Source organism: Pseudomonas sp. H1h (assembly GCF_000633255.1).
GTDB lineage: Bacteria > Pseudomonadota > Gammaproteobacteria > Pseudomonadales > Pseudomonadaceae > Aquipseudomonas.
This window is the reverse complement of sequence record NZ_AYMJ01000003.1, coordinates 336,880-356,928: the sequence shown is the minus strand read 5'-3', so window position 1 is coordinate 356,928 and position 20,049 is coordinate 336,880. Positions and strand designations below refer to the sequence as shown.

Genomic DNA, 20,049 nt, shown 5'->3' with positions numbered 1-20,049 from the left:
GTTGCTCCAGCGCATCAGCATTCGCCGCGTCCAGCAGCACGCCCTCACACGCCAGCGGCGCGTGGCGCCAGACCACCTGCACCGGCTCCTCCAGCCCGTCCCAGAACAGCGAAGTACGCAGAATGTCGTGACGCTCGATCACCTGCTGCAAAGCCTGGATGAAGGCTTCAAGACGTTGCTCGTCGGCGAAGGCAAACTGCGCTTGCAGCACATAAGGGTCGCCCTGAGGCGCCGACAGGTGATGGAAAAAGATCCCCGCCTGCAGCGGGGCCAACGGATAAATGTCCTGCACGTTGGTGACGCCGCCCGGGATGCTGGCGACGATGCGGTCAATGGCGGCCTGGTCGAGTGCCACCAGCGGCAGCAGCTCGGGGGTGATGCGCGGGCAATCCGCCGCAATGCGGTTGGCCGGCACGTCAGCCTGCGGCTCGCCACCGACAGCCGCGGCCAGTGCAGACAGGGTCGGCTGGTTGAACAACACGCGAACGTCTGCCGTCAGCCCTGCACGACGCATTTTCGCCACCAGGTTGACCGCCAGCAGCGAATGCCCGCCCAGTTCAAAGAAATGATCGTGGCGCCCTACGCGCTCGACGTTGAGCAGCTCGGCCCAAAGCGCGGCGAGCACGGTTTCCACGTCACCGACCGGTGCTTCGTATGCGCGACCCGGTAGCGACGCCAGATCCGGCACAGGCAGTGCCTTGCGGTCGAGTTTGCCATTGGGGCTCAGTGGCAATGTGTCGAGGTGCACGAACACGGCAGGCACCATGTAATCCGGCAACTGCTCCAACAGATGGCTGCGCAACGCGTCGATGTCCAACGGCTCACCGGTGTAGTACGCCACCAGACGCTTGTCACCGGGCACGTCTTCGCGGGCCAGCACAGCGGCTTCCTGCACGCCGTCGAGCTGGGTCAGGCGTGCCTGGATTTCACCCAGTTCGATGCGCAGGCCACGGATCTTCACCTGATCGTCGTTGCGCCCCAGGTACTCGATGTTGCCGTCGGCCAGATAGCGCGCGACGTCGCCGGTGCGGTACAGGCGCCCATTGGCCTGGAAAGGATCGTCGAGGAAGCGTTCGACGTTCAGTTCCGGGCGGTTCAGATAACCGCGGGCCACCTGCACACCACCGATGTACAGCTCGCCGACCACGCCGTGCGGCACCGGTTGCTGCTGTGCGTCGAGGATGTACAGACGGGTGTTGGCAATCGGTTTGCCGATCGGTGTGTTGTCCGGGGTCTGCTCCAGCGGCCCGGCGCAGTTCCACGCGGTCACGTCTACGGCGGCTTCGGTCGGGCCGTAGAGGTTATGCAATTCGCTGCCCGGCAATTGCCGTTTGAAACGCCGCACTACACTGCCCGGCAACGCTTCGCCGCTGCACATCACCTGACGCAAGCCACCGCAGCGTACGGTGTCGGCGTGGGCGAGGAACACGTCGAGCATCGACGGTACAAAGTGCAGCGTGGTGATGTGTTCACGCTCGATGATTTCGCTCAGATACTGCGGGTCCTTGTGCCCGCCCGGCTGCGCCATGACCAGTCGCGCACCGGTCATCAACGGCCAGAAGAACTCCCACACCGACACGTCAAAGCTGAACGGGGTTTTCTGCAGAACGGTATCGGCCGCTGTCAGTTGATAGGCGTCCTGCATCCACAGCAGGCGGTTGACCACCCCGCTATGCTCGTTGATCACGCCTTTCGGCTGACCGGTGGAGCCGGAGGTGTAGATGACGTAGGCGGTGTGCTGCGGGGTCAGTCGAGCGACCGCGAGATTATCCGTCGGCAGCAACTGCCAGTGCGGCTGATCCAGATCGATCAGCGGCACCGCGCCCTCGCCCAGCAATGCGCGGGTCGAACCCTGCACCAGCACCGCCAATGGCGCGCTGTCCTCCAGCATGTAGGCCAGGCGCTCCAGCGGGTACGCCGGATCCAGCGGTACGTAGCCGCCGCCGGCCTTGAGGATCGCCAACAGCCCGACCACCATGTCCAGACCACGCTCGACGCAGATTCCGACCCGTGAATCCGGCTGCACACCCAATCCACGCAGGTGCCGCGCCAGTTGATTGGCCCGGGCATTGAGCTCGGCAAAACTCAGGCGCAACTGATCACTTTGCAACGCGATGGCCTGCGGCGTGCGTGCCACTTGCGCCTCGAACAGACCATGAATGGTCTGTTCGAGGTTGTAATCCACCGCCGTGGCATTGAACCCCTCCAGCAAACGCTGCTGCTCTTCCTGCGCCAGCAGCGGCGCATGTTCCAGCACGGCCTGATCGTTGGCGACCATTGCCTGCAACAGGCGCTGGAAGTAACCGACAAAACGCTGCACGGTTGCCTCGTCGAACAGCGCCGTGGCGTACTCCAGCGAGCCACGAATCGCCCCGCTGGATTCGCCCAGACTCAGCGACAGGTCGAACTTGGCAAAGTGGCTCGGTTCGGCCACGCCTTCCAGTGTCAGTTCACCAAGGGCCAGTGCCGGGCTTTCGAGGCCGTCCCAGCTCAGCAACGTCTGAAACACCGGGCTGTGCGCCAGGCTGCGCACCGGCCGGGTGATTTCCACCACCTGCTCGAACGGCAGGTCCTGATGCGCCTGCGCTTGCAGGGTTTGCGCCTTGACCCGCGCCAGCAGCGCTTCGACGCTGAGGTCGCCCGACGTATCGATGCGCAGGGCCAGGGTGTTGACGAACATGCCGATCAGGCCTTCGATCTCGGCGCGGGTGCGATTGGCCACTGGCGAGCCGATGACCACGTCCGACTGCCCGGACAAGCGGCTGAGCAACATCGCCCAGGCACTCATCAGCGTCATGTACAAGGTCACGCCATGGCGCTGGCCCAAGGCCTTGAGCGCGGCGCTCAAACGCTCATCGAGCAGCACTTCGACGCTGCTGCCGGCATAGTCCTGCTGCGCCGGACGCGCACGGTCGGTCGGCAGCATCAGCAGCGCCGGAGCGCCGGCGAGCGTCTGTTGCCAGTACTCGCTCTGACGTTGCAGCACTTCGCCGCTGAGCCAGCGCCGCTGCCATACCGCGTAGTCGGTGTATTGCAGCGCCAGTGGCGGCAACGGGTCCGGCTGACCGTGACTGAACGCCTGATACAGCGCCATCAGTTCGCGGGTCAGTACCCCCATCGACCAGCCATCGGAGATGATGTGGTGCAGGGTCAGCAACAGCACATGGTGATCGTCGGCCAACCGCACCAGCCGTCCGCGAATCAGCGGATCGTCCTGCAAGTCGAACGGCCCTGAGGCTTCGCCCTGAATCAGTGCTTGCAGGGTTTCGTCGGGCTGCGGGTGCTGGCGCAGGTCTTCGACCCGCAGCAGCAGGCCGGTATCCACCGGGGCGATCAGCACCTGGGCTTCGTCGTTGAATTGGGCGAAGCGGCTGCGCAGGGTTTCGTGGCGGGCGACGATGCGCGCCAGTGCGCGTTGCAGCGCCGCGTCGTCGAGACGGCCACGCAGGCGCAGGGCCACGGGAATGTTGTAGGCGGTGTTGGCGCCTTCCATTTGTGCGAGGAACCACAAGCGCTGCTGGGCGAACGACAACGGCAAGGCGCCGTCACGCGGTACCGGCAGGATCTGCGGTTGCGCACAGCGTCCGGCCTCGCTCAGCACAGAAGCGACCGCCGCCAGTTCGGCGTTGGCAAACAGATCACTCAGTGCCAACTCGACACCCAGCCGTTGCCGCACCTGCGAGACCATGCGCATCGCCAGCAGCGAGTGGCCGCCCAGTTCGAAAAAGTGATCCTGACGCCCCACCCGCTCGACCTGCAGCACATCAGCCCAGATCTGCGCCAGCGCGGTTTCCACCTCGCCTTCGGGCGCCACGTACTCGCGGGTGAACAACGCTGCCAGATCGGGCGCCGGCAAGGCCCGGCGATCAACCTTGCCATTGGCGGTCAGCGGCAGCGCGGCAAGTTTGACGAACGCTGCCGGCACCATGTATTCCGGCAACCGGCTGAGCAATTGCGCACGCAACTCGCCCACCGGCAGCGCCTCGACCTGCGCCTGTTCGGTGAAATACGCCACCAGTCGCGGCTGCCCGGGCTGGTCTTCGCGGGCCAGCAGCACCGCTTCCTGAATCCCCGGCAACTGGTTGAGGCAGGTTTCGATTTCCCCCAGTTCGATGCGCACGCCACGGATTTTCACCTGATCGTCGTTGCGCCCCAGGTACTCGATCGTGCCGTCTTCGCGCCAGCGCGCGAGGTCACCCGTGCGGTACATCCGCGCGTTGGCAGCCGTACTGAACGGGTCGTGCAGGAAGCGCTCGGCGGTCATTTCCGGGCGGTTCAGGTAGCCACGGGCGACGCCGGCACCGCCGACGTACAACTCACCGGCAACGCCGATCGGCACCGGGCGTTGCTGCTCGTCGAGCAGGTACACCGTGGCGTTGCTCACCGGTTTGCCGATGTGCAGCGCATCGCCACTTTCCACCAGGCCCGAGGTCGCGACCACCGTAGCCTCGGTCGGGCCGTAATTGTTGATCACGTCGAAATGCTGGTGGCGGTTGAACTGCCGCAAGCGATCGCCGCCGATCAGCAGCGTGCGCAAGGTCGGGTGTTCGAGGTGCTGGCTGAAGGCGTATTCGGCCACCGGCGTTGGCAGGAAGCTCACGTCCAGTGGCTGCGCGCACCACCAGGCCAGCAGCGCGTCGATGTCTTCAACGCCCTCGTGGGTCGGCGCCAGATGCAGGGTCGCGCCCGCGCACAGCGCCGGCCAGACTTCCCAGGCCATGGCGTCGAAACCGAAACCGGCCAGGCTCGAGGTGTGGCGCCCGGCACACAGGTCGAACGCTGTGCAGTGCCAATCGACCAGATTACTCAAGGTGTGATGCTCGACCATCACGCCCTTGGGCAAGCCGGTGGAGCCGGAGGTGTAGATCACGTAGGCCAGGTGCCGAGGCGTCAGGCCCGGCACTTGTGGGTCAGGCGCCGCACTCGACGGCCAGGTGCAGCGGTCGAGTTCAATCACCGGCACGGCCAGCGCCGGCAAGCGCTCGCGCAGATTGCTTTGGATCAGGACCACCACTGGCGCGCTGTCGCCCAGCAGATAGTTCAGGCGCTCGGCCGGGTGTGCCGGGTCAATCGGCACATAACCGGCGCCAGCCTTGAGAATCGCCACCAGGCCGATCAAAGTGTCCAGGCCCCGACGCGCGACGATCGCCACGCGGGCGTCCGGGCGTACGCCCAGATCGATCAGGTGCAAGGCCAGGGCATTGGCGTGCTGATTCAACTCGGCGTAGGTCAGCGTCTGCCCCTGAAACTCTGCCGCGATGGCTTGCGGGCGCTCGGCCACCTGAGCCTCGATCCGCTGTGCGATGGTCAGTGGTTGCGGATAGTCGGCCCGGGTGGCATTGAACGCGACGAGCACTCGCTCGCGCTCCGCTTCGGGCAGAATCGACAATTGATCGAGCGGTGTCTGCGGCGCCTGCTGCAGCGCCAGCGTGAGGTTTTCCAGCGCGCACATCATGTAGGCGCAAACCCGCTGCGGATCGATCTGGCGACTCGCCAACAGGTTCAGGCTGAAGCTGTCGCCATAGTCATCGATACTCAGCGCCAACGGATAGTTGGTGCGTTCCTCCGAATGCAGCATGCCAATGCCTTCCCAGGCGGCGTGCGCCTCGGCGTCGGTTGCGCGGGCGTTGTGACGGTAATTGAGCAAGGTACTGAACAGTGGCGTCGGCGCGCTGACCCCGCTGCATCGCTGGGCCAGTGCCAGCGGTGCATGTTCGTGGCGCATCAGGGTCGTCAGGCGTGCATGCGTGGCCTTCACCGCGGCGCGCACGTCTTGTCCGTTCACATCCACCCGCAGCGGCAAGGTGTTGATGAAAATGCCCAGCGCCCGCTCGGTGGCCTCGGCGCCCTGCAGACGGCCCATCAGCACCGTGCCGAACACCACTTGCGGCTTGCCGGCGACCACCGCCAGCACTTGCGCCCAGGCCAGGTGAAACAGGCTCGCGGCACTCACGCCGAGCTGCCGCGCCTGCTCCCGCAGTCCCTCGCCCAGCGCCGCCGTCAGCGGCAGGCACAGCTCGGCAATGTCATGCCCTTCACCCTGCACGTCGTGCAGACCGAACGGCAGCGTCGGCTCGTCGATGTCACCCAGCATCTCGCGAAAGAACGCCTCATGCTGCGCTTCACTGATCCCCAGCCGCGCCTGCGCCACATAATTGCGAAACGGCACCGGTTGGCCCAACTGTGCGAGCCGCCCGGACAGGCAAGCCTGCATTTCCTGGCTGAGCACCGCCAGTGCCGAGTGGTCCATGGCCATGTGGTGAAACAGCAGAATGCCGACCACTCGCTGACCGATATCGTCCCAGGCATGCACCAGGCGCAGCAGCGGCGCCCGGGTCACGTCGAGGCGAAACCGCCGCGCATCGAAGCGTTGCTGCAACTGCGTGAGCACGTCGCCATCGGCGCTGTCGAGCAGCACCTCCTCGACCGGCAATTGCGCCTGGCGCACCACCACTTGCAGCGGCGTATCCAGGCCATCCCAGACCATCGCGGTGCGCAGGATGTCATGCCGGTCGATGACGGCCTGCAACGCACCGATGAACGCCTGCAAGCGTTCGCGCCCGGCGAACTCGAACTGCGCCTGCATCACGTAGGGGTCGCCCTGGGTGGCACTGATGTGGTGATAGAGCATGCCTTCCTGCAACGGTGCCAACGGATAAATATCCTGCACATTGGCGGCACCGCCCGGCACCCCGTCGACGATACGCGACAGGGTCGGCTGATCGACCTCGGCCAGCGTCACCATCGCCGGGGTGATGTGTTTGCTGCCGGGCACGATGCCATTGGCCGGCACCTCGACCTGACCGGTGCGCGCCGCCGAATATTCACCGGCCGAGATCAGCTCGATCAGCGCCGGTTTGTGCTCACGCAACGCCGCCAGCAGTGCCGGATCGCTCAAGGCCTGTTTGTTGCCGTTCACCCGCAACTGGTCGTCCGTGACCGTCAACTGGATGTCTTTTGCCTTCAGTGTCGCCAACAGTTCGAGCACATTCACAGGACGATCTCCATTCTTTCTGTAATTGCGGCGTAGCCGGCCAGGGTCGGTTGTTCGAACAACGCCCTGACATCAGCTTCCATGCCTTCCTGACGCAAGCGGCCGATCAGGCTGACCGCGAGCAATGAGTGACCACCCAGTTCAAAGAAATGATCGTTACGCCCTACCCGCTCCACGTTGAGCAACTCGGCCCACAGCCGTGCGAGGAGGATTTCCACTTCACCGACCGGTGCTTCGTATTCACGGCTGAGGGCCGCGGTCTGATCAGGCAGCGGTAAGGCATTGCGGTCGAGTTTGCCGTTGGGGCTCAGTGGCCAGGCATTGAGGTGCACGAACAGCGCCGGCACCATGTAGTCCGGCAGATGCTCGAGCAGATGGCTGCGCAACGACTCGATTTCCAGCCGTTCGCCGGTGTAGTACGCCACCAGTCGCTGGCCACCCGTGGCCTCCTCGCGGGCCAGCACCAGGGCATCCTGCACGCCGCTGATCTGGCTCAGGCGCGCCTGGATTTCTCCCGGTTCGATGCGCAGGCCGCGAATCTTCACCTGATCATCGTTGCGCCCCAGGTATTGCACGCTGCCATCGGGCAGATAACGACCGACGTCCCCGGTGCGATACAGACGCGCGCCCGGTGTTGCGCTGAACGGGTCGTCGAGGAAGCGTTCAGCACTCAATTGCGCCCGGTTGAGGTAACCGCGCGCCACCTGCACGCCACCCAGATACAGCTCGCCGATCACGCCTTGCGGCACCGGCTGGCGCTGCGCATCGAGAATGTACAGGCGGGTATTGGCGACCGGTTTGCCGATCGGTGGCAGGTCGCCCGTCAGTGGTGTGTGCGGCTCGAGCGTCCACAGCGTGCTGTCGACAGTGGCTTCGGTCGGCCCGTAGACGTTGTGCAGGCGCACCTGCGGCAGACGCTCGCGCACGCTGTGCACCAGCGCCGCCGTCAACTCGCCTCCGCCGCAGAAAATGTCGGTCAGACTGCGGCACTCGACGACGTCCCGGGCTTCGAGGAACTGCTGCAGCAAGGCCGGCACGAACTGGATCACGCTGATCTGTTGCTCGCGAATCACTTCGCTCAGGTAGTCAGGATCACGCTGCCCGTCCGGGCGTGCCAGCACCAGACGCAGGCCAGAAGTCAGCGGCCAGAACAGCTCCCACACCGAGGCATCGAAACTCAACGGAGTCTTGTGCAGCAACGCACCTTGCGCAGAGGTCGGGCAGGTGCGCGCGCTCCATTGCACCAGGTTGCACAGGCCCCGGTGCTCGACCATCACCCCTTTCGGCGTGCCGGTGGAGCCGGAGGTGTAGATCACGTAGGCGAGGTTCGCCGCACTGAGCCCCGGCACCTGCGGATCGCTGTCCTGGTGGCCCTGCCAGTCGTGCTGATCCAGATCCAGCAGCGGCACACCGAAATCGCCGAGCAGCGTGCGGGTCGAGCCGTGCACCAGTGCCACCCGCGGCGCACTGTCGCGCAGCATATGGCTCAGGCGCTCGGCCGGGTAACCCGGATCCAGCGGCACATAGGCACCACCCGCCTTGAGGATGCCGAGCAGACCGATCAACAGCTCCAGCCCGCGCTCGACACAGATCGCCACCGGGATGTCCGGCCCGACGCCTTGAAGGCGCAGGTGATGGGCGAGCCGGTTGGCCTGCGCATTGAGTTCGCGATAGCTCAATTGACGCTCACCGGCTTGCGCGGCAATCGCCTGTGGCGTGCGTCGGGCCTGAGCCTCGAACATCCCGTGAATGGTCTGCTGCAGATCGAAATCGACCTCGGTGGCATTGAAGTCCACCAGCAACCTGTGCCGTTCTGGCGCCTGCAACACCGTCAGGCGATTGAGCGACTGTTGCGGGGCTTGCTCCAGCGCCTGGGCCAATGCCGCCAGCGCCATCTGCATGTACCCGCCTATCCGCGCAGCGCCGATGTGCGCCGGGGTCAGCGTGGTCAGGTAAAAACCGTCGCCCAGATCGTCGACACTCAGGCTCAGCGGATAGTTGGTGCGCTCCTCGCTGGAGAGGTTTTCGATACCTTGCCAGGTCAGGCGATTGGCTTGCTGCTGTTGTTCGTTGACGCTGTGCCGGTAATTGAGCATCGCGCTGAACAGTGGCGCCGGCGCCGCCACCCCGCTGCAACGCTGGGCCAGCGCCAGCGACGCATGCTCATGGCCGAGCAACGCGGTGAGTTGCGCATGGGTCGCACGCACGCCGGCCCGCACCGAGGTGTCGCCCAGGTCCACGCGCAACGGCAAGGTGTTGATGAACATCCCCAGGCCGCGATCGGCACCGGTACCGCCCTGCATCCGCCCCAGCAATACCGTGCCGAATACCACACGGTCCTGCCCGCAGGTCGCTGCCAGGACTTGCGCCCAGGCCAGGTGGAACAGGCTCGCGACGCTCACGCCCATCTGCCGCGCCTGACTGCGCAAGCGCAGGGCCAAGGCCTCGGGCACGCTCTGGCGCACTTCCTCGATGTCATTGCCGTCGCCGCGTACATCCAGCAGACCGAACGGCAGCGTCGGCTCGTCGATATCACCGAGCATCGCGCGAAAGAACGTTTCGTGTTCCTGCTCGCTGACGCCCAGACGCGTCTGCGCCACGTAATTGCGGTACGGCACGGCCGGCATCGGCGCTTCGCCCTGCCCGAAGAGAATCGCCTGCATTTCCTGCTGCACCACTTCCAGCGCAGTGTGGTCCATGGCGATGTGATGGAACAGCAGCATGGCGACGACCCGGTCATTGACCGGATCCTGCGCATACACCAGACGAATCAACGGTGCCTGACTGATATCGATGCGGTAATGCCGCGCGTCGAAACGCTCGTACAACTGCGCCAGAACATCACCGGCCGCCGGGTCGAAAGCGACTTCCTGCACTGGCAGTTCAGCGTCGCGCCAAACCACCTGCACTGGCGTTGCCAACCCTTGCCAGACCACCCCGGTACGCAGGATGTCGTGCCGGCTCATGACCTGGCGCAGAGCGGCAGCGAAAGCCTGGAAACGCTCAAGGCTGTCGAAGGCCAGGCGCGATTGCAACAGGTACGGATCGCCGCGCTCGGCGGTGATGTAGTGATAAAGAATGCCTTCCTGCAACGGCGCCAGCGGATAAATATCCTGCACGTTGGCCGCCCCGCCCGGCACCGTCGCGACGATGCGCTCGAGGCTGTCCTGATCCAGCTGCACCAGCGTCAGCATGTCTGGAGTGATGTGCGTGCACCCCGGCGCAATCAGGTTGGCCGGCACCGCGACTTCGCGACCGCTGCCCACGGCGGCGGCCAGTGCGGCGAGGGTCGGCTGGCTGAACAGCACGCGCACGTCGGTGCTCAGGCCGAGCTGACGCATGCGCTCGATCAGGGTCACTGCCAGCAACGAATGGCCGCCCAGTTCGAAGAAATTGTCGTGTCGCCCGACCTGTTCGACCTGCAACACCTCGGCCCAGACCTGCGCCAGCGCAGTTTCCACCGAGCCTTGCGGCGCCTCATATTCGCGGCTGAGCCAGGCGTCCTGATCCGGTTCGGGCAAGGCCTTGCGGTCGAGTTTGCCGTTGGCGGTGAGCGGCAGCGCTGGCAGGCGCACGTAAGCGGCGGGCACCAGTGCCTGCGGCAAGCGTGCTTGCAGATGCAGCCGCAGGTCTTCGATGTCGACCGCCGTGCGCGCAGTGAACCAGGCAATCAGGCGCGCCTCGCGCACCAGCACCACCGCATCCTGCACCGCCGGATGGCTGGACAGCGCGGCGTCGATTTCCCCCAGTTCCACACGCACGCCGCGCAGTTTGACCTGATCGTCATTACGCCCCAGGTACTCGATGTTGCCATCGGCCAGCCAGCGCGCCAGGTCGCCGGTGCGGTACATGCGCGCCTGCGGTTCGTCGCTGAACGGGTCTTCGAGGAAGCGTTCGGCAGTCAGCTCAGGACGGTTCAGGTAACCCCGGGCCACGCCCGCGCCACCGACGTACAACTCGCCGGCGACCCCGACCGGTACCGGGCGTTGCAAGTCATCAAGCAGATAAACCCTGGCATTGCTCATCGGCCGGCCGATGTGCAGCAACTGTCCGGCATTGACCTGTCCGGAGGTTGCAACCACCGTGGCCTCGGTCGGCCCGTAGTTGTTGATCACCGCAAAGCTTTGCTCGCGATTGAACTGGCGCAGGCGATCGCCGCCGATCAGCAGCGTGCGCAACGTCGGGTGCTGCAGTTCACGGCTGAACGCGTATTCGGCGATTGGCGTCGGCAGGAAACTCACCTGCAATGGCTGCCCGCGCCACCAGTCGAGCAAGTCATCCAGGTGTTCGTTGCTGATCGACGGCGGCGGCAGGTGCAGGGTCGCGCCGACGCACAACGCCGGCCAGACTTCCCAGGCCATCGCGTCGAAACCAAATCCGGCGACGCTGGCGGTGTGGCTGCCGGCGCGCAGGTCGAACGCCTCGCAGTGCCAGTGCACCAGGTTTTCCACGGTCGCGTGTTCGACCATCACACCTTTCGGCTGACCAGTCGAGCCGGAGGTGTAGATCACGTAGGCCAGATGCGCCGGGGTCAGCGTCGGCAGCAGTGGATTGGAGTCCGGCAGGGCCTGCCAGACGGGGTTGTCCAGATCGATCACCGGCACCCGGCCCAGCAGGTCGCGGGTCGAAGCCTGCGCCAGCACCGCCACCGGATCGCTGTCCTGCAACAGGTACGCGATGCGTTCGGCCGGGTATGCCGGATCGACCGGCACATAACCGGCGCCGGCCTTGAGGATTGCCAGCATCGCGACCAGCATCTGCGGGCCGCGTTGCAGGCACACGGCAATCCGGTCGTCCGGTTGCACGCCGAGGCCGAGCAAGTGATGGGCCAGGCGATTGGCCTGCTGATTGAGTTGCGCATAGGTCAGTTGCTGCGCGCCTTGCACCACCGCCAGCGCCTGCGGTTGCTGCTCGGCCTGCACTTGCACCAGGGCCTGAATCGTCGCGCCGCGCGGGTATGCCGCCGCTGTCGGGTTGAAACCGACCAGCAAGTGCTCGTATTCCTCCACCGAAAGAATCGGCAAGCGGTTGAGCGGGCGTTGCGGCGCCTGTTCCAGCGCGTTCACCAGATGCTCAAGCGCGGTGTGCATGTAGCCGCAGATGCGCTGCGCGCCGATCTGCGCCAGCGCCAGCACTGCCAAGGCAAAACCTTCGCCCAGGTCGTCGACGCTGAGGGTCAGCGGGTAGTTGCTGCGCTCTTCGCCACCGAGCAACTGCACACCTTCCCAGATGCCCTGACCGTCACGCGGCTGCGCTTCGGCCGCGCTGTGCCGGTAGTTGAGCAAGGCGCTGAACAGCGGCGCGCCGGACACCGCACTGCAGCGTTGGGCCAGCGCCAGTGGCGCATGCTCGTGGGCCAGCAGCGCGGTCAGCCGTGCGTGGGTAGTCTTGACCGCGCTGCGCACGCCTTCGCTGACGTCCACGCGCAACGGCAAGGTGTTGATGAACACCCCCAGCGTACGGTCGGCGCCCTCGCCGCCCTGCAGGCGGCCCATCAGCACCGTGCCGAACACCACGTCGCGGCGGTTGGCAAGCACGCCCAGCACCTGCGCCCAGGCCAGGTGCATCAGGCTCGCCGGGCTGACACCGAGTAGCCGGGCCTGCTCGCGCAGACGCCAGGTCAGTTCGGCATCGACCGCTTGCTGCGCCTCTTCGATGTCACCGCCATCACCCTGCACGTCGTGCAGACCGAACGGCAGCGTCGGTTCGTCGATATCGCCGAGCATGTCGCGGAAAAATGCCTCGTGTTCCTGCTCACTGGCGCCCAGTCGCGCCTGCGCCACGTAGTTGCGGTACGGCATCGGCGTGCTCAGGCGGTCGGCCTGATCGAACATGAACGCGCGCATTTCCTGCCCCACCACCTCCATGGCGGTATGGTCGAGGATCAAGTGCTGGAACAGCACGATGGCCACCACCCGTTGCTGCGCCGGGTCTTCGGCGTAGACGATGCGCATCAGCGGCGCCTGGGTCAGGTCGAGACGGTTGTGCCGGGCGTCGAAGCGCGCATGCAACTGTTCAAGGACATCGCCCTGCGCCGGGTCCAGCGCCACGTGCTGCACCACCAGCGGCGCCTGGCGCCAGACTACTTGCTGCGGGCTCGCCAACCCTTCCCAGACCACGCTGGTGCGCAGAATGTCGTGACGGGCGATGACTTTTTGCAGGCTGTTGGCGAAACCCTGCAAACGGTCGAGGTTGTCGAACGCCAGCCGCGATTGCAGCAGGTACGGATCGCCCTGCTCGGCGCTCAAGTGGTGGTAAAGAATGCCCTCTTGCAACGGCGCCAGCGGATAGATGTCCTGCACGTTCGCCGCCCCGCCCGGCACCGTGGCGACAATGCGCTCGATGCTCGTCTGATCGAGTTCGGTCAGGGTCAGCATGTCCGGAGTGATGTGCGTGCAGCCATCCGGAATGCGGTTGGCCGGCACTTCGATCTCGCGACCGCTGCCCACGGCGGCGGCCAGTGCGGCGAGGGTCGGCTGGCTGAACAGTACGCGCACATCGGCGCTGAGGCCGAGTTGGCGCATGCGTTCGATCAGGCTCACCGCCAACAGCGAGTGCCCACCCAGTTCAAAGAAGTGGTCGTGGCGGCCGATGCGCTCGACCTTGAGCAGATCACTCCAGATCTGCGCCAGGGCGATTTCGACCTCGCCCTGTGGCGCGGCGAATTCGCGGCTGAGCCGCGCGCCTTCATCCGGCGCCGGCAAGGCCTTGCGGTCCAGCTTGCCATTGGCGGTCAGTGGCCAGGCTTCAAGGCGTATGTAGGCCGAAGGCAACATGTAGTCCGGCAACCGACCTTGCAGTTGTTCGTGCAGGTCGCTGATTGCCGGCGCGTGAGCGTTGTCCTGCGCGGTGAACCAGGCCACCAGTCGTTTGTCCCCGGGCACGTCTTCACACAGCAGGACCACGGCGTCGCGCACACCGGCGCATTCGGCCAGGCGGTTTTCGATCTCGCCCAGCTCGATGCGATAGCCGCGAATTTTCACCTGCTGATCGTTGCGTCCCAGGTATTGCAAGGTGCCGTCGGCTAACCAGCACACCAGATCGCCGGTGCGGTACATCAGCTCACCCGGGACTTCGCTGAACGGGTCGGCGAGGAATTTCTCGCGGGTCAGTTGTGGCTGGTTCAGGTACCCCTTCGCCACCCCCGCGCCGCCCATGTACAGCTCGCCGACGGCGCCCACCGGCAACGGCTGCTGACGCGCATCGAGCACGTAGGCGCGGGCGTTGCCGATCGGCCGGCCAATCGGAATGCTGCCGGCCTCCAGCGCACGGACTTCATGGGTGGTGGAAAAGGTCGTGGCCTCGGTCGGGCCGTAGCCGTTGAGCAGGTGCTGCGGCGCGCCGTCGCGCAGAACCCGGGCGATCACCGCCGGGTCCAGCACATCACCGCCGACCAGCAGATAACGCAAGCGACGGAACGCCGGCATCAGGTCATCGGCATATTGGTGAAACAGCCCGGCGGTCAGCCACAACACGCTGACGGCTTGCGCCAGCAGCTCGTTGAGCAAGCCTTCGCGGGACAGCACCTGGTTCTGATCGATCACCACTACCGCGCCGCCGTTGAGCAGCGGCGCCCAGACTTCGAGGGTACTGGCATCGAACGCCGGGTTGGAGGCGAAGGCGACCCGATCACTGGCGTTGAACTCGGCGTAGCCATTGTTGATGACCAATCGGCTGATCGCCCGGTGCGGCACCAGCACGCCTTTCGGTGCGCCGGTGGAGCCGGAGGTGTACATGATGTACGCCAGCGCTTCGCCGGACTGCGGCAGGTTCGGGTTGTGCGCCGGATACTCGGCCGGCGTCAGCGTGTCGAGGTCCAGGCGCCGCGCCGGGTAGCCGACGGTTTCGCTGCTGCGGGTCAACAGCAGCACCGCGCGGCTGTCCTGCACCATGTAGCCCTGCCGGTCGGCCGGGGCGTTGATGTCCAGCGGCACATACACCGCGGCGCACTTGCTGATTGCCAGTTGGCACACCAGCAACTCCAGCGAACGCTCAAGCAAGGTCGCGACGCTGTGCCCCGGCTGCACGCCGAGGCCGATCAGATGGTGGGCCAGGCGGTTGGCGCGCTGGTTCAGTTGCTCGTAGCTCAGGCGCTGTTCGCCCTGCACCGCCGCCAATGCTGCGGGACGGCGTGCAGCCTGGGCTTCGAACAAGCGATGCACGGTCTGCTCGCGCGGATAATCGCGACCAGTGATGTTGAAACCGACCAACACCCGTTGACGTTCGCTCGGCGAGAGAATCGACAACTGTTGCAGCGGCGTCGCCGGGTTGTCTTCCAGCGCCAGCAGCAGATGGTGCAACGCGGTTTGCAGGTAATCGCCGACCCGCGCGCCATCGACCTGCGGCAAGGCCTGCACCGTCAGTCGGAAGCCTTCGCCCAGATCGTCGACGTTGACCACCAGCGGGTAGTTGCTGCGCTCGCGGGAGCTGAGAATTTCGATCCCGTCCCAGGCCACGCCTGCCGATTTCTCAGAACTATGGCGGTAGTTGAGCAAGGTGCTGAACAGCGGCAGCGACGCAGAAACGCCGCTGCAACGCTGGGCCAACGAGAGTGATGCCTGTTCGTGCGCGAGCAGTTGCGCCAGACGTTCATGGGTAGCACGCACGCCGTGTTGCACCGCGGTCGCGCCGACACTGACCCGCAGCGGCAAGGTATTGATGAACATGCCCAGCGCCCGTTCGGCGCCTTCGCCACCCTGCATGCGCCCGAGCAGCACGGTGCCAAACACCACCGCTTCGCGCCCCGAGACCTGCGCCAGTACCTGACCCCAGGCCTGATGCACCAGGCTCGCCGCGCTGATGCCGAGCCGCCGCGCCTGTTCACGCAAACGGCGGGCAACGCTTGAATCCAGCGCCTGTACGGTGTCGACAACCGTGCTGCCATCGCCATGCACGTCCTGCAGACCGAAGGCCACGGTCGGCTCGTCGATGTCGCCAAGCATGTCGCGAAAGAACGCTTCATGCGCCTGGGCATTGGCCTGCTGTTGCGCCTGCGCGACGTAGTTGCGGTACTGCACCGGCGCCGGCAGGTCGCGACCACTTGGCTGCAGACTGTCGTTCATTTCCGCCAGCAACACTTCCAGTGCGGTGTGGTCGAGCACGATGTGATGCAGCGACAGGATGCCGATCCAGCGCTGATGTTCGCGATCTTCGGTGTAGGCCAGGCGCATCAGCGGTGCGCGGCGCAGGTCGAGGCGATAGTGGCGCGGGTCAAAGCGCGCCTGCATCTGCTCCAGCACGTCGCCTTCCAGCAGGTCGGCGTCGACGCGCTCCAGCGCCAGCGGCGCTTCACGCCAGACCACTTGCATCGGTTCTTCAAGGCCTTCCCAGACCACGCTGGTGCGCAGGATGTCGTGACGTTCGATCACCGCGTTGAGTGCACGGACGAAAGCCTTGATCTGCGCCAGACCGGCGAAGGCGAATTGCGCCTGCAGCACGTACGGATCCCCGGCACTGGTCGCCAGGTGGTGATAGAGAATCCCCGCCTGCAACGGCGCCAGCGCATAGATGTCCTGCACATTGGCGACGCCGCCGGGGACCGTCGCCACGATGCGGTCGATCCCGGCCTGATCCAGCACCGCCAACGGCAGCAGGTCCGGGGTGATTTGCGTGCAGTCGGGGCCGATCAGACTGGCCGGGGCCGCAACGGTGTGGCCGCTGCCCAGGGTCGCGGCCAGCGCCGCCACGCTCGGCTGGCCGAACAGCACGCGCACGTCGCACTGCAAATCGTGCTGACGCATGCGCTCGATCAGTTTCACCGCCAGCAGCGAATGGCCGCCAAGTTCAAAGAAATTGTCATGCCGCCCGACCTGCTCGACACCGAGCAGGGTCTGCCAGAGGCCGGCGATCAGCGTTTCCACGTCGCCCACTGGGGCTTCGAAACCGCGACGGGCGAAGGCATCGCTGTCGGGCTGCGGCAAGGCTTTGCGATCGAGCTTGCCGTTGGTGGTCAGCGGCAAGGCCTCGAGGCGCACAAAGGCGCTCGGCACCATGTATTCGGCCAGCGACAGCAGCAACTCGTCACGCAATTGCGCGGCGCTCGGCTCAGGCCCTTCGGCGGCCAGCCAGTAGGCGACCAGCCGCTGATCGCCGGGGCTGTCTTCGCGGGCGATCACCACCGCCTCGCGCACACCGGCGCAAGCTGCAAGGCGTGCTTCGATCTCGCCCAACTCGATGCGGAAGCCCCGGATCTTCACCTGATCGTCGTTGCGCCCCAGGTATTCAAGGCTGCCATCTGCGGTCCGCCGTGCGAGGTCGCCGGTCTTGTACAGACGCGCCTCGGCACGCCCGCTGAACGGGTCGGCAATAAAGCGTTCCGCGGTCAGCGCCTCGCGATTGAGGTAGCCACGGGCAACCCCCGCACCGCCCACGTACAACTCGCCGATCACGCCGGTGGGCACCGGTTCGCGCTGCGCATCGAGCACGTACAGTTGCAGGTCGGGAATGCCCACGCCAATCGGACTGCGCCCAACAGATTGCGCATCCGCCGCCACCAACGGTCGATAAGTGACGTGCACGGTGGTTTCGGTGATGCCGTACATGTTCACCAGCCGCGTACCGGCATTGCCGACCCGGGCGTACCAGGGTTTGAGCACACCCGGTTCGAGGGCCTCGCCACCGAAGATCACTTCACGCAGCGAATGCTGCAACGGGCTGCGGCCCTGCGCTGCGATCAACTGACGGAAGGCGCTTGGGGTCTGATTGAGCATGGTCACGCCGCTGCGGCACAGCAACGCGTAGCAGTCGTCCGGCGAGCGGCTGACCGCCTGCGGCACCAGCAGCAACTGGCCGCCAAACGCCAGCGCGCCCCAGATTTCCCACACCGAGAAATCGAAGGCGAAGGAATGGAACAGCGCCCACACGTCCTGCGGGTTGAAGTTGAACCAGTCATGGGTTGCCGAAAACAGCCGCACCACGTTGCGGTGTTCGACCATCACGCCTTTGGGCAGCCCGGTGGAACCCGAGGTGTAGATCACGTAGGCGAGATGACTTGGAGTCAGCTCGGGAATGTGCGGATTGCTGCTGAGTTCAGCCTGCAACTGCACGCTGTCCAGATCGATGATCGGCACGTTGAGCGCGCCAACCCTGTCCAGCGTATCGGCCTGGGTCAATACCGCCACCGGGGCGCTGTCCTGCAAGGTGTAGGCAATGCGCTCCAGCGGATACGCCGGGTCGATCGGCACATAACCGGCGCCGGCCTTGAGCACGCCGAGCAGAGCGATGATCATTTGCGGGCCACGCTCGACACAGATCGCCACGCGCTGATCCGGACGAATGCCCCGCGCCAGCAGGTGATGCGCAAGTTGATTGGCGCGGCGGTTGAGTTCGCCGTAGCGCAGCGTCTGCTCTTCGAAAATCAGCGCGGTGGCCTCGGGCCGCGCCAGTGCGTGGGCTTCGAACTGTTGATGAATCAACGGTGTTTCGGGGAACTGTGGCAACGGCGAGTTGACCCCGTGCACCAGGTATTCACGCTCGGCGGCCGGCAGAATATTCAGCCGTTGCAGCGGCGCATCCGGGGTCGTTTGCAAGGCTTGCAGCAGGCTGTGCAATGCCGTGTGCAGATAGCCGGCAATGCGTTCGGCGCCCAGCGCTCCATCCGCCAGTGCGGTGATGCGCAAGTCCTCGCCGAGGTCATCGATGTTGATCGTCAGCGGATAGTTGGTGCGCTCGCGGGCGCCCAGCACCTGCACACCCGGAACCAGCTCGCTGACGTCAGCAATCTCTTCGCGGCTGCTGTGGCGGTAGTTGAGGATTGCGCTGAACAACGGCGTCGGCACTGCCACCGCGCTGCAGCGCTGGGCCAGTGCCAGTGACGTCTGCTCATGGCCGAGCAATGCGGTCAGGCGCCGATGAGTGGCCAGCACCCCGGCACGCACGCCGTCCTGCCCGACATCCACTCGCAGCGGCAAGGTGTTGATGAACATCCCCAGCGCTTGCTCGCCGCCCTCACCCGCCTCCATCCGTCCCAGCAGTACGGTGCCAAACACCACCGCCGTGCGCCCCGACAACTGCCCGAGCACCCGCGCCAGCGCCAAGTGCATGAGGCTGGCGACGCTGACCCCGAGCTGACGCGCCTGGCCGCGCAGTTGCCGGCTGAAATCGGTGTCGAGCATCAGCAAGGCTTCTTCGATGCCCTGGCCGTCGCCTTGCACATCCTGCAAACCACAGGGCAAGGTCGGCTCGTCGATGTCGGCGAGCATCTCGCGGAAGAACTGTTCGTGAACCTGTTCATCCAGGCTCAGGCGCGCCTTGGCCAGGTGATCGCGGTACGGCACCGCCGGCCCGACCTGCGCGGCCTGGCCGAGCAAATGCGCACGGGTTTCCCGGCGCACCACGTCGAGGGCGACGTGGTCCATGATCAGGTGATGGAACAGCAGCAAGGCGACCACGCGCCCGTTGATCGGGTCTGCGGCGTGAACCAGACGCAGCAGCGGTGCCTGCTGCACGTCGAGCCGGAAGGACCGTGGATCGTGGCGCTCCAGCAGTTGCGTCAGCACATCCACGCCCGGGTCCAGGGCGATTTCTTCGCAGTGCAGCGGTGCATGTCGTTGCACCACTTGCAACGGTTCATCCAGGCGCTCCCAGACGAATGAGGTGCGCAGGATATCGTGCCGCTCGATCATCCATTGCAGCGCCTCGGCGAAGGCGTCCAGGCGCTCGCGGCTGTCAAAGGCGAACCGCGCCTGCGACACATACGGATCGCCAGCAGGCGCCGACAAGTGCAGGTAAAGCATGCCTTCCTGCAGCGGGGCCAACGGGTAAATGTCCTGCAGGTTGGCAGCGCCGCCGGGTACGTTGGCGACCAGCCGATCGATGGTGGGCTGATCCAGCTGCACCAGCGGCAGCATGTCCGGGGTGATGCGAAATGCCGGGCTCAGCCAGTCGCCACCGTGACGGGCGACCAGCTCCAGCAATTGCGCCTTGTGCGCAGCGAGGCTGTCCCACAACGCATCGTCCAGCGCGTCGTCGCTGCCCAGAATGACCAAGTCTTCATCTTCCTGTTGAAGGCGGATCGCATGGGTGGAAATAACAGCCATCAGTTCGCTGAAATGCAT

The 20,049-nt window shown here is 65.4% G+C and carries 2 protein-coding genes (1 of these 2 only partly in view); both read right to left on the bottom strand.

Annotation, left to right across the window (positions count from 1 at the left end):
* Positions 1-6,994 carry the 5' end (the start) of a non-ribosomal peptide synthase/polyketide synthase gene (locus U862_RS0103460; RefSeq protein WP_025109116.1) on the bottom strand. The gene continues 10,844 nt to the left of window position 1, outside the view, so only the first 6,994 of its 17,838 coding nucleotides appear in the window; the start codon lies at positions 6,992-6,994; its stop codon lies off the left edge, out of view.
* On the bottom strand, positions 6,991-20,049 hold the full coding sequence (locus tag U862_RS0103455; RefSeq protein WP_025109115.1) for a non-ribosomal peptide synthetase: 13,059 nt from the start codon (positions 20,047-20,049) through the stop codon (positions 6,991-6,993). Before U862_RS0103455 ends, U862_RS0103460 begins: the two co-directional genes overlap by 4 nt.

Coding starts and splice junctions, on each gene's coding strand:
- U862_RS0103455 (WP_025109115.1), bottom strand. CDS start 20,049: ATGCATTTCAGCGAACTGATGGCTGTTATTTCCACCCATGCGATCCGC.